Source organism: Cyanobium gracile UHCC 0281 (genome assembly GCF_034931305.1).
Taxonomy (GTDB): Bacteria; Cyanobacteriota; Cyanobacteriia; order PCC-6307; family Cyanobiaceae; genus Cyanobium; species Cyanobium gracile_A.
This window is the reverse complement of sequence record NZ_JAYGHY010000078.1, coordinates 1-10,391: the sequence shown is the minus strand read 5'-3', so window position 1 is coordinate 10,391 and position 10,391 is coordinate 1. Positions and strand designations below refer to the sequence as shown.

The window sequence follows — 10,391 nt, the reverse complement described above, 5'->3', positions numbered from 1 at the left end:
CACCAGCAGACCGGAGGTGAAGCGCCCCAGGCGGTGCACCGGCCGCGGCAGGCCGGCGGGGTCGTCGCCGTGGCGGCGCTCCAGCAGCCGCAGCACGGTGTGCTCCAGGAAACCGCCCGCCGGCAGCACGGGCAGGCCGCTGGGCTTGTCGATCACCAGCAGATCGCCGTCGTCGTGGATCACGCCCCAGTGGGCCGGGACGGCGGGCTCCTGCCAGGGGGGACGCCGCCAGAGCAACCGGTCGCCACCGGCAAGGGCCACCTCGGCCCGCAGCGTCTCACCGTTGCGGCTGATCTCGCCGGCCGCCAGGCGCCGTTCCCATTCCGCCGGGCTGGAGTGGCCATAGCGCTCCGCGTAGAAGGCCACCACCCCCAGGCCGGTTCCGGAGGAGGGAAGGCGGTTGCGGTAGGCCCAGCCGTCGTTGGGCTCGGACGGCAGCCAGCCGGGCGGCAGGCTCAGCGGTGGGGACGGGGGGACGTCAATCCACCAGGCCATGCTCGAGGGCGAAGCGCACCAGCTCGGTGCGGCTGGCGGTGCCGGTCTTGATGAACAGCCGGCTCACGTACTTCTCGACGTTTCGGATCGAGGTTTCCAGCCGCCGGGCGATCTCCTTGTTCATCATTCCCTCCGCCACCAACTGCAGGACACTGGCCTCACGGGGGGTGAAGTCGAGCTTGACGTCGGAGACGGGCTTCCTGGCACTGCCAGCCGCGCTGCTGGCGCCCCCACCCCCCAGCATCGAGCGGATCTCCGTGATCTGGCGGGCCATGGCGCCGATGTCGGCATCGGCGAAGCGGGCCGCCTCCGCCAGCAGCCGCTCCTGACGGCGCACCACGTTCCGCACCCGCGCCACCAGTTCGTCCGGGTCGAACGGCTTGGGGATGTAGTCGTCGGCGCCGGCCTGGAAGCCGGCGATGCGGTCGGCCGTCATGCCCTTGGCCGTGAGGAAGATCACCGGCGTGCCCCCGAGCCGCTCGTCGGCCCGCAACCGCTTCAGCAGCCCATAGCCGTCGCAGCGGGGCATCATCACGTCGGTGATCACCACATCGGGCATCTGGGCCTGGGCCGCCGTCCAACCTTCCTCGCCGTCATTGGCGGTGGTGACGGCGAAGCCCTCATCCTCCAGGTAGGCCTTGACCGCCGTGCGCAGCCCGGGCTCATCGTCCACCAGCAGCAGCCGCACCGGTGTGCTGGTGGCGGCCTCAGGCGTCTCCTCCACCCCGGACGGCTCGGAGATGGGGCCGGCGGCGGCGGAAGGATCTTGGCTCATGGGGGAAATCTATCGACCGGGACCAAGCACCACCTGTTGCCGTTCGGGCAATCGGCCGCTGTAGCCGAGCTGGCGGGCCACCGGCCCGAGGCTGGCGGGGTCCTTGCCGGCCTGCTCGGGCACGCAGACAGCCCACCACATGAGGTGGTCGAGGCGGTTGGCGGGGGTGATCACCCCGCCGGGATTGAGCTCGCGGATGACCAGGCGGCGCGCGCTGCCGGTGATCCTCAGGGGGCTGGTGGGGCTGCAGCCGATCTTGTCGGTGGCGACGGTGACCCGGTCGTCGAGCTCCTCCCACACCTGCACCCGCCACATCCCCGGCTGGGTGGGTTCGCTCACCTGGCCGTAGATGCCCACCACCTCCCGGCCCCGATGGGTCACCCGGTCCAGCAGCACCTTGAAGCCCTTGGGGCGGCTTTCGGCATTGCTGCGGGAGTCGTCCTGGGCGGCGGCTGGCCGGCTCAGGACCAGGCTGGAGGCCACCGTCACAAGGGCCCCCGTCACGAAGGCCGCCGCCAGGGTGAACGCCGCCAGCGAGGCCATGGGCAGGGCAGGCCCCAGCCGCAGCGGGCAGGCACCGAAGGAACGGAAACGGTTCAGCATGGCCCCATGCTGACCTACCTCGACCACCACGCGAGCACCCCGTGTGATCCGGCGGTGCTGGCGGCCATGGCGCCCTGGTGGACGCAGAACGCCGCCAATCCCTCCAGCCGCCTGTACCGGCCGGCCCTGGAAGCGGGCGCGGCGGTGGACATCGCCCGCCAGCGGGTGGCCGAGGCTCTGGGCGTGGACAGCGACGCGGTGATCTTCACCAGCGGCGCCACCGAAGCCAACAACCTGGCCCTGCGCGGGGTGGCCGAGGCGGCCCTGGAGCGGGGGGAGCCCCGCCGCCGCCTGGTGACCCTGGCCAGCGAGCATCGGGCCGTGCTGGAGCCGATGGCCTGGCTGGAGCGCCACGGCTTTCCGCTCACCGTGCTGCCGGTGGAGTCCGATGGCCGGCTCGATCCCGAGCGGCTGGCGCAGGCCCTGGGACCCGACACCCTGCTGCTGTCGGTGATGGCGGCCAACAACGAGATCGGCGTGCTCCAGCCCCTGGCCGACATCGGCGCCCTCTGCCGCCAGCGGGGGGTGCTGTTCCACTGCGACGCCGCCCAGGCGGTGGGGCACATCCCCCTGGCCATGGCCGACCTCGGCATCGACCTGCTCAGCCTCAGCGGCCACAAGCTCTACGGCCCCAAGGGGGTCGGCGCCCTGCTGCGGCGGCCGGGGCTGCCCCTGGCCCCGCAGCAGCTCGGTGGCGGCCAGGAGGGCGGGTTGCGGGGCGGCACCCTGCCAGTGCCCCTGATCGTCGGCCTCGGTGCCGCCGTGGCCGGGGCCCTGGCCGACCGCCAGGAGCGGGCCGAACGCCTCGGCGCCCTGCGCGATCGCCTCTGGAAGGAGCTGGAGGCCCTCGGCGGTGTGCGCCGCAACGGCCAGCCGCTCCACACCCTGCCCCACAGCCTCAGTGTCACGGTGGAGGGTGTGGACGGCACACGGCTGCACCGACAGCTGCGCCGCGTGCTGGCGGTGAGTAGCGGGTCGGCCTGCAGCCAGGGCAGCCCCTCCCACGTGCTGGCGGCCCTCGGCCTCGACCGCCGCGCCGCTGGCGCCACGGTCCGCTTCGGGCTGGGACGGGGGACCACAGCGGCGGACGTCGATGTCGCCGTGGCCGCCATGGGCGATGCGGTGGCGGAGTTGCGAGTGCCCCTCTAACTTTCGGGGTCTATGGCCTCGACCTGATGCACGCATCCGTCGGGCGGCACGGTCCCCGGCTCGACTTCGGTGATGCCCTCCAGGAGGGCTGGCGGGCTTTCAGCCGCAGCCCGGGGCCCTTCGTGGGCTTTCCCCTGGTGGTGGTCGCCCTCCAGTTCCTGATCCAGCCCCTGCAGAGCCAGATCAGCAACGGCGGCGTGGCCTCCAGCGATCCCCTCGACTGGATCCTCTACCTGATCGGGCTGACGGCGAACCTGCTGCTCAACCTCTGGTGTGCCATCGGACTGGTGCGCGGCGCCGGCAGCGCCATCCAGGGCGGCCACCCCTCCCTGGGGCAGTTGATGCGCTGGGACGGCGAGGTGTTCGGGCGGCTGCTGCGGGCCTGGCTGCTGCTGGCGGCGGTGGTGCTCGTTCCCCTGATCGGCCTGCTGCTGCTGGTGGGCGGCCCCCTGGCACTGCTCGGCTTCTATGCCGACCAGCTGGTGCCGTTCAGCCGCACCCTGGTGGAGGTGCTGGGCCTTAGCCTGGCGGTGGTGTTCGCCCTGCTCCTGGGTGTGTTGCTGCTGGGCGTGATCTATCTGGCGATCAACCAGAGCTTCCTCACCCAGATCGTGCTGTTCGAGCGGGCCGGCTCCCGCACCGCCCTGCAGCGGGGGCGGTCCCTGGTGGACCCGAGCTGGCTCATGGTGCTGCTGCTGATGCTGATCGCGGGCCTGCTGATGCTGCTGGGCCTGCTGGCCTGCCTGGTGGGGGCCTTCGTGGCCTGGCCTTTGGTGGTCTGCATCGCCACGGCGGCCTACCGGCAGCTGGTGCTGGCCAGCGGCGACGCCGACCCCCTGCCGCCCCACCCCAGCCCCTGAGAGCGATTCAGCCGGCGAGGGGAGTGGCGAAGGGGCCAGCCGTCAGCAGCACGAACCCCAGCAGCCCCACCAGGGCCAGCAGCAGCTGGGCCACGCGACTCACCAGCATCCCGGCCACCACCGCCAGGCCCACCAGCAGGGAACGGCGCAACCGCCCCAGGCCCGGCGGGCCCAGGGACGGCGGGGCGGTGAGCAGCTCGCCGAGGCTGGCCCCAAGCAGCGGCCCCACCAGGGCGCCGAGCAGGGGCCCACCCACCGGCAGGGCCGGCAGCAGCCCCAGCAGGCCCACCACCAGGCCAAGGCCGGCGCCGACATAACTCCAGCGGGTGGCCTGCAACCGGGCCGGACCGAGCAGCAGGCCCAGCGCCTCGGCCCCCCAGCCCAGGGCGAGCAACACCACGGCCAGCAGCAGGGCCGGCCAGCCGGCGGCCCAGCCCACGGCCCAGCACCACAGCAAGGCCCCCAGGGGCAGCAGGGTGAGGCCTGGCGCCACCGGCAGCACGGTGCCGGGGATGGCGAGGGCCTGGATCAGCAGGGCGATCCACCAGAGGACATCGACACGATCGAGGCTCGGCAGGCTGGCCGGGGTCATGGCAAACGGCTCAGGCCACGCGGCGGGCCACCCTCAGCTTGGCGGAGCGGCTGCGGGGATTGGCCTCCTCCTCCTCCTCACTGGCCACCAAGGGTTTGCGGGTGAGCCGCTCCAGGCGCGGATCGGTGAGGAAGGCCGTCTTGACACGCCGGTCCTCCAGGGAGTGGAAGCTGATCACCGCCAGCAGCCCCCCCGGCACCAGCCAGCCGGGGGCCTCCGCCAGCAGCCGATCGAGAGCCCCCAGCTCGTCGTTGACGGCGATCCGCAGGGCCTGGAAGGTGCGGGTGGCGGGGTGGATCCGGCCGTGACGCGCCTTGGGGGGAAAGCAACCGGCCACGGCATAGGCCAGGTCAGCGGTGGTGCGGCCGCTGCCGGCCCAGGGGCGCTCGGCCACCAGGCGCCGGGCGATGCGGCGCGACAGCCGTTCCTCGCCATAGGTATGGATCAGGTCCGCCAGGGCCGATTCCTCCAGCCGATCAACCAGTTCGGCGGCGGTTTCGCCGGCGTCCGGATCCATGCGCATGTCCAGGGGGCCAGGGGCGCGGAAGCTGAAGCCCCGGGTGGGTTCATCCAGCTGGGGACTGCTGACCCCCAGATCGGCCAGCACCCCCACCAGGGGGGCGGGCGGGGTGAAGTCGGCGAAGTTGGCGGCCTGAATGGTCACGCGATCGCCGAAGGGGGCGAGCCGATCGGCGGCGGCGGCCCGGGCCGCGGGGTCCCGGTCGAGGCCGATCAGGCGCAGCTGGGGATGGGCCGCCAGCAGCAGGCCGCTGTGACCGCCGCCGCCGAGGGTGCAATCCAGCAGCAAGGCCTGGCCGTCGCCGGCAGGTAGCCCAGACAACCCGGAGAAGGCCTCCAGCACCGGATCGGCCAGAACCGGGAGATGGGCGAACGTAACGGCCATCCGACCTTCCTAAGATCCCGGCACTCCGTTCCTCGCCAAGGGCATGACCCAGCTCGAGACCCGCACCGAGCCGATGGTGGTCAACTTCGGCCCCCACCACCCGTCGATGCACGGGGTGCTGCGGCTGGTGGTGACCCTCGACGGCGAGGACGTGATCGACTGCGAGCCGGTGATCGGCTATCTCCACCGCGGCATGGAGAAGATCGCCGAGAACCGCACCAACGTGATGTTCGTGCCCTACGTGAGCCGCTGGGACTACGCGGCGGGCATGTTCAACGAAGCGATCACGGTGAATGCGCCCGAGAAGCTGGCCGACGTGCCCGTTCCGAAACGGGCCAGCTACATCCGCGTGCTGATGCTGGAACTCAACCGCATCGCCAACCACCTGCTCTGGCTTGGCCCCTTCCTCGCCGACGTCGGAGCCCAGACGCCCTTCTTCTACATCTTCCGGGAGCGGGAGATGATCTATGACCTCTGGGAAGCGGCCACCGGCCAGCGTCTGATCAACAACAACTACTTCCGCATCGGTGGGGTGGCGGTGGACCTGCCCTACGGCTGGCTGGAGAAGTGCGCCGATTTCTGCGATTGGTTCGGCCCCAAGATCGATGAGTACGAGAAACTGATCACCAACAACCCCATCTTCCGTAAGCGGATCGAAGGGCTCGGGGTGATCGGCAAGGAGCAGGCGATCAACTGGAGTCTCTCCGGGCCCATGCTGCGGGCCTCCGGCGTGCCATGGGACCTGCGCAAGGTCGACCACTACGAGTGCTACGACGACTTCGAATGGTCGGTGGCCTGGGAAAAAGAGGGTGACTGCTACGCCCGCTACCGGGTGCGGATCGAGGAGATGCGCCAGTCCCTGAAGATCCTGCGCCAGGCCATCACCATGATCCCCGGCGGCCCCACCGAAAACCTGGAGGCGCGTCGCATGGCCGAGGGCAAGAAGAGTGAGTGGTACGGCTTCGACTACCAGTACGTCGCCAAGAAGGTGGCCCCCACCTTCAAGATTCCCGACGGTGAGCTCTATTGCCGGGTGGAATCGGGCAAGGGTGAACTGGGCGTCTTCATCATGGGCAACAACGATGTCACCCCCTGGCGCTGGAAGATCCGCGCCGCCGATTTCAACAACCTTCAGATCCTGCCCCACATCCTCAAGGGGGCCAAGGTGGCCGACATCATGGCCATCCTGGGCTCGATCGACGTGATCATGGGATCGGTGGATCGGTGAGCACGGCCGGCCGGCGCTGGATCCGCCGGCTCGAACGCTGCGGCCCGCTCCTGCCGCTGGGGGTCACCGGCCTGCTGGTGCTCAAAGGGCTGCATCCGGGCCTGCCCGGCTTCAGTTGCCCCCTGAGAGCCCTCACCGGCATCCCCTGCCCCACCTGCTATCTCACCCGGGCCACAGCAGCGAGCCTGGTGGGGCGCTTCGGCGACGCCGTGGCCCTGCACGCCTTTGGACCGGTGCTGGCCGCCGGCCTGCTGATCTGGTCGCTGCAGGCGCTGGGGACCGGCCGGCTGGTGCCCCGCTTCCTGCGGGGCCGTCACCTGGTGGGCCTGGGCCTGTTGCTGCTGCTCTACTGGGCCGGACGGATGGGCCTGACCTACGGCATCGGCCTGCAGGCCTTTCCGCTCTCCTGATCCAGCGGGGCCGCAGCCGACCGAACCCGCAACCGCCACGGTGACTCAGGGGGCCGACCTACGCTGGCCCTGGGATGGACCTACCCCGTTGCTCACCGGTCCACACCAGGAATTCTTTGCCCTTTTCGTCTAGCCCTGCAGCACCCGTTGGTGCTCAGCTTCTGATCGCCCAGCCCGACTACGCCAAACGCCTCCGCCCCCTGCTGCCCGACGCGGCCTTCACGCCCGACCGGGGGACGCTTCCTGTCCTCGGCCTGAATGGGGCGATCCTTGTGCTGGGCTGGGCGATGGCCCGCCAGCTTCAGGTCAGCCACTGGCAGGGTCTGCTTCTCTTTTTGCCCTTCGCCCTGGTGATGGGCAACGCCGTGGTGGTGATGCTCTTCGGCACCCACGACATGATGCACAGCAAGGCGATCCGTCAGCCCCAGCTGCGCCAGGTGATTCAGCTGCTCGGCCTCGCTCTGCTGTGGATGCCCCCGACGCTGTGGAAGGCCGTGCACAACAGGGAACATCACGGCAAGACCAATTCCGAGCAGGATCCCGACCGCAACTACAACGCCAGCCAGCCAGCGAGCTGGGGAAAATCGATCCAGAATCTGTTTGTACCATCGGTTGAAGTGAACCCCTTCTGGCTGTCTGTGGGGATGACTTCGGCCTGGGGTGTGCATGCCTTCCGAAACATCACGTCGGTGCTGCTGTTCAACAACGGATCCACGCGCTACCCGGTGTTCTCCTTTCAGGTGAGCCGCAGGGAACGGCGCCAGATTGGTATCGAACTGGCTGTCATCGTGCTGATCCACCTTTGCATCATTGGCTTCATCGGCCTACGGCCCGTGCCCCTTCTGCTGGGCTACTTCCTGCCCATCTGGATCGGCTACAGCGTGGTGATTGCCTACATTTATACCAATCACATGGCCTGCCGCGCCACCGACACCAACGATCCGCTCATCAACAGCATTTCGCTGAAGATGCCAGCCATTCTCGACACGCTTCACTTCAATTTTTCCTATCACACTGAACACCATATTTTTCCTGGGATGAACCCGGAGTACTACCCCCAGGTACGGGCTTTGCTCCAGGAGCACTACCCGGAACGCTTCAATCTGCTGAGCGCCCGCCAGGCCTGGCAACTGCTGAGGCAGACCCCCCGGCATTACCTGGATGCCAACACCTTTGCCAGCAGCTGTGGGACCATCATCCAGCCCTGTCCCCTCAGCTGAGCACCCCCTGGTGATAGGCGGCGTTCTGGATGTAGAAGGTGGCCACCGGCACCGCCACCAGGGAGCCCAGGCCGCAGGTGAAGATCGTCACCACCAGCACCAGCAGCCAGGCGATCAGCTGGATCCCAGCGAAGGTGCGGCCCTTGGCTGAGCCGTAGACGGCCTGGAACGAAGAGGAAAAGGCGTCGAGGATGGGGCCGTCGGTGAGAAACACCTTATTGACGTAGACGGGCATCACCAGGGTGACGGCGATGCCGGGCAGGATGCAGAACACAAAACCGATCGCGGCCACGACCGTGAACAGCACCCCCGCCAGGAGATAGCGGACGGGCCGGTGCAGCAGCACCCGCAAGGCAGGCTCGGTGCCGATGATCTCGCCGCTGGCGTAGTACATCGCCGGCACGGCCACGAACAGCACCCCCACCAGGTTGGAGAGGATCGTGAAGGGCAGCTGCACCAGATTGCCGAGCACCGCCGCCACACTGGAGGCGGCCTCACCGCCGGCGCCGCTGCTGGTCAGACCGACGCCCAGGGCCGTGAGCGCCAGGGAGGCCACGAAGCCGATGACGGACAGGACGATCGTGGCCACCCAGATCAGCAGGATCGTGGGGATGTGGGCCAGAAAAGCAGCCCAGGCCTTGGAGATGGTGGGCGGCTCGTAGGCGATCGCGGCGGCCAAGGGAGACATCACGTACTGCGCGGAACCTAGGGGCGTTCCGGGATGCCAGCAACGGATCCGGGATGCCGGCAGCGGCAAAGGGGCGCCAGCATGGGGCATCGGGCACGCGTCGCCATGGAGGTTGATGTCCCCATCCGACCCACCAAGCACGCCGGCGGACTGGCTGCTGCTCTGCCGCACGGTGCGCTTCGGGGACACCGACGCCGCCGGGGTGATGCATTTCCACCAGCTGCTGCGCTGGTGCCACGTGGCCTACGAGGAAAGCCTGGAACGGTTCGGCGTGGCGTCCGGCGCCCTCTTCCCCGGGCCTGGCCGCACACCGTCCGTGGCGCTGCCGATCGTGCATGTGAGTGCCGACTACCGGCGGCCTCTGGCCTGCGGGGATCCTCTGGCCATCGCGCTGCGGCCCCTGCAGCGCGATGGTGGCAGCTTCGAGATCCGCTACCGCTTCCTGCACGACGGCCAGGAGGCGGCCACCGGCCTGACCCGGCACGTGGCCATTGACGCGGCCAGCCGGCAGCGGACGGATCTGCCCAGCAGCCTCGTGCTCTGGCTTGAGGCCAGCCGGGCGGACGGCTAGCGGCGGTTCAGCAGGGCCCAGGCCAGGGCGGCCAACTGCAGGGGCAGCAGCGCCCCGAACAGGGCCAGGGGGTGCAGGCCATCGTGCGGTGTGACCCCCAGGGCGATGAAACTGACCAGCCCACCTCCCACCAGCAGGGCGAGGCCCAGCCGTGGCGGGCGGGGCGCTGGCATCAGAACCACTCCCGGGTGGCGTCGATGTACTGGGCCTGGAATTCCTCCGTCGACTTGGTGAGGTAGATGACACCTTCGATCACCCCGATGATCCCCATCACTGACGCGCCGAAGCCACAGGTGAGCACCGTGACCAGCAACATGATCAGCCCGGCCTTGCTATAGCCCAGAACGAATTTATGGATGCCCAGCGATCCCAGGAAGATGGCCAGCAGCCCTGCCGCCAGCTTCTTGTTGCTGGTCTCGACCTGTTGGCTGTCGGTCATCGGTGCGGGTGCCGTTCAGAAGGCTTCTAGCGAGTCCAGCCACCGCTGCCAACGTCCCCGTTCCCATTTGCCCGCGGCGGTGGGGGCCAGCGACGGGCAGAGATGCCAATGCCGCGGCCGCTCGGCGGGGGGCCAAGCGGCCGTGAGGGCCTGCAGCGCCCCCAGGAGTTCCGCCCCTTCGCCCGCCTGACGGGGCCGCACCAGGGCCACCAGGTGCTCGCCCCATTCCGGATCAGGCCGGGCCAGCAGCAGCAGGGCCTCCAAGCCCGCTCCTGCGCGGGCCGCCTGCTCCTGCAGCCGTTCCTCCAGCCGCTCCGGGAAGACCGTCTCGCCGCCGCTGTGCAGAGCCCCATCCAGGCGGCCCAGCACCTCCAGCCCCTCGGCGCCGAGCCGCCCGGCATCGCCGCTGCGCCACCAGCCGCCTGGCTGCAGCGGCAGGGGCTGAAGCCGGCCCGCC

The 10,391-nt window shown here is 69.5% G+C and carries 13 protein-coding genes and 2 pseudogenes; 6 read left to right on the top strand and 9 right to left on the bottom strand.

Annotated elements, in window-relative coordinates; genetic code table 11:
* The 3 genes and pseudogenes from VB739_RS15240 to VB739_RS15230 form a co-directional block, all read right to left on the bottom strand.
* Positions 1–495 (bottom strand): annotated as a pseudogene (locus VB739_RS15240) (RNA pseudouridine synthase); the annotation flags it as partial.
* Positions 479–1,270, bottom strand: a complete 792-nt coding sequence (locus tag VB739_RS15235; protein WP_323357878.1) for a response regulator transcription factor — start codon at positions 1,268–1,270, stop codon at positions 479–481. The gene VB739_RS15235 and the pseudogene VB739_RS15240, both read right to left, overlap by 17 nt.
* Positions 1,271–1,279: 9 nt before the next feature.
* On the bottom strand, positions 1,280–1,873 hold the full coding sequence (locus VB739_RS15230) for a hypothetical protein (protein ID WP_323357877.1): 594 nt from the start codon (positions 1,871–1,873) through the stop codon (positions 1,280–1,282).
* A 6-nt stretch (positions 1,874–1,879) separates the two neighbouring features.
* On the opposite strand from VB739_RS15230, the gene VB739_RS15225 reads away from it, so the two are divergent.
* Positions 1,880–3,022, top strand: coding sequence for a cysteine desulfurase family protein (locus tag VB739_RS15225; RefSeq protein WP_323357876.1), 1,143 nt, complete (start codon positions 1,880–1,882; stop codon positions 3,020–3,022).
* 26 nt (positions 3,023–3,048) lie between these two features.
* Positions 3,049–3,882 (top strand): hypothetical protein, encoded by an 834-nt coding sequence (locus VB739_RS15220; protein ID WP_323357875.1) that lies wholly within the window; start codon positions 3,049–3,051, stop codon positions 3,880–3,882.
* A 7-nt stretch (positions 3,883–3,889) separates the two neighbouring features.
* On the opposite strand, the gene VB739_RS15215 is transcribed toward VB739_RS15220, so the two are convergent.
* Both VB739_RS15215 and rsmH read right to left on the bottom strand, forming a co-directional pair.
* The gene (locus VB739_RS15215; protein WP_323357874.1) at positions 3,890–4,474 is read right to left on the bottom strand and encodes a DUF456 family protein; all 585 of its coding nucleotides are present in this window, start codon (positions 4,472–4,474) and stop codon (positions 3,890–3,892) included.
* A gap of 10 nt (positions 4,475–4,484) precedes the next feature.
* Positions 4,485–5,378: a 16S rRNA (cytosine(1402)-N(4))-methyltransferase RsmH gene (gene rsmH, locus VB739_RS15210; protein ID WP_323357873.1), complete on the bottom strand. Its 894-nt coding sequence runs from the start codon at positions 5,376–5,378 to the stop codon at positions 4,485–4,487.
* A gap of 43 nt (positions 5,379–5,421) precedes the next feature.
* On the opposite strand from rsmH, the gene VB739_RS15205 reads away from it, so the two are divergent.
* The 3 genes from VB739_RS15205 (at position 5,422) to VB739_RS15195 (ending at position 8,236) form a co-directional block, all read left to right on the top strand.
* Positions 5,422–6,606: an NAD(P)H-quinone oxidoreductase subunit H gene (locus tag VB739_RS15205; RefSeq protein ID WP_323357872.1), complete on the top strand. Its 1,185-nt coding sequence runs from the start codon at positions 5,422–5,424 to the stop codon at positions 6,604–6,606.
* On the top strand, positions 6,603–7,016 hold the full coding sequence (locus VB739_RS15200) for a DUF2752 domain-containing protein (RefSeq protein WP_323357871.1): 414 nt from the start codon (positions 6,603–6,605) through the stop codon (positions 7,014–7,016). The genes VB739_RS15205 and VB739_RS15200 overlap by 4 nt, the downstream gene beginning before the upstream one ends.
* A 116-nt stretch (positions 7,017–7,132) precedes the next feature.
* Complete coding sequence (locus VB739_RS15195; RefSeq protein ID WP_323357870.1) at positions 7,133–8,236, top strand: fatty acid desaturase family protein; 1,104 nt, start codon at positions 7,133–7,135, stop codon at positions 8,234–8,236.
* Here VB739_RS15195 and VB739_RS15190 read toward each other — a convergent pair.
* Positions 8,229–8,924: a hypothetical protein gene (locus VB739_RS15190; RefSeq protein WP_323357869.1), complete on the bottom strand. Its 696-nt coding sequence runs from the start codon at positions 8,922–8,924 to the stop codon at positions 8,229–8,231. The genes VB739_RS15195 and VB739_RS15190 overlap by 8 nt on opposite strands.
* 115 nt (positions 8,925–9,039) lie before the next feature.
* Here VB739_RS15190 and VB739_RS15185 point away from each other — a divergent pair, with 115 nt between their 5' ends.
* Positions 9,040–9,495, top strand: coding sequence for an acyl-CoA thioesterase (locus tag VB739_RS15185; RefSeq protein WP_323357868.1), 456 nt, complete (start codon positions 9,040–9,042; stop codon positions 9,493–9,495).
* Here VB739_RS15185 and VB739_RS15180 read toward each other — a convergent pair.
* From VB739_RS15180 to VB739_RS15170, 3 genes and pseudogenes are all read right to left on the bottom strand, one after another.
* Positions 9,492–9,668 carry a hypothetical protein gene (locus tag VB739_RS15180; RefSeq protein ID WP_323357867.1) on the bottom strand — a complete coding sequence of 59 codons (177 nt, stop codon included), beginning with the start codon at positions 9,666–9,668 and terminating at the stop codon, positions 9,492–9,494. The genes VB739_RS15185 and VB739_RS15180 overlap by 4 nt on opposite strands.
* Positions 9,668–9,934 carry a TM2 domain-containing protein gene (locus VB739_RS15175; protein ID WP_254944950.1) on the bottom strand — a complete coding sequence of 89 codons (267 nt, stop codon included), beginning with the start codon at positions 9,932–9,934 and terminating at the stop codon, positions 9,668–9,670. Before VB739_RS15175 ends, VB739_RS15180 begins: the two co-directional genes overlap by 1 nt.
* A gap of 15 nt (positions 9,935–9,949) precedes the next feature.
* A pseudogene (locus VB739_RS15170) lies at positions 9,950–10,391 on the bottom strand (o-succinylbenzoate--CoA ligase); the annotation flags it as partial.

What these genes read in the sequence shown, in the direction of transcription:
- VB739_RS15235 (WP_323357878.1), bottom strand. Translation starts at nt 1,270, where the DNA reads ATGAGCCAAGATCCTTCCGCCGCCGCCGGCCCCATCTCCGAGCCGTCC.
- VB739_RS15230 (WP_323357877.1), bottom strand. Translation starts at nt 1,873, where the DNA reads ATGCTGAACCGTTTCCGTTCCTTCGGTGCCTGCCCGCTGCGGCTGGGG.
- VB739_RS15225 (WP_323357876.1), top strand. Translation starts at nt 1,880, where the DNA reads ATGCTGACCTACCTCGACCACCACGCGAGCACCCCGTGTGATCCGGCG.
- VB739_RS15220 (WP_323357875.1), top strand. Translation starts at nt 3,049, where the DNA reads ATGCACGCATCCGTCGGGCGGCACGGTCCCCGGCTCGACTTCGGTGAT.
- VB739_RS15215 (WP_323357874.1), bottom strand. Translation starts at nt 4,474, where the DNA reads ATGACCCCGGCCAGCCTGCCGAGCCTCGATCGTGTCGATGTCCTCTGG.
- rsmH (WP_323357873.1), bottom strand. Translation starts at nt 5,378, where the DNA reads ATGGCCGTTACGTTCGCCCATCTCCCGGTTCTGGCCGATCCGGTGCTG.
- VB739_RS15205 (WP_323357872.1), top strand. Translation starts at nt 5,422, where the DNA reads ATGACCCAGCTCGAGACCCGCACCGAGCCGATGGTGGTCAACTTCGGC.
- VB739_RS15190 (WP_323357869.1), bottom strand. Translation starts at nt 8,924, where the DNA reads ATGTCTCCCTTGGCCGCCGCGATCGCCTACGAGCCGCCCACCATCTCC.
- VB739_RS15185 (WP_323357868.1), top strand. Translation starts at nt 9,040, where the DNA reads ATGTCCCCATCCGACCCACCAAGCACGCCGGCGGACTGGCTGCTGCTC.
- VB739_RS15180 (WP_323357867.1), bottom strand. Translation starts at nt 9,668, where the DNA reads ATGCCAGCGCCCCGCCCGCCACGGCTGGGCCTCGCCCTGCTGGTGGGA.
- VB739_RS15175 (WP_254944950.1), bottom strand. Translation starts at nt 9,934, where the DNA reads ATGACCGACAGCCAACAGGTCGAGACCAGCAACAAGAAGCTGGCGGCA.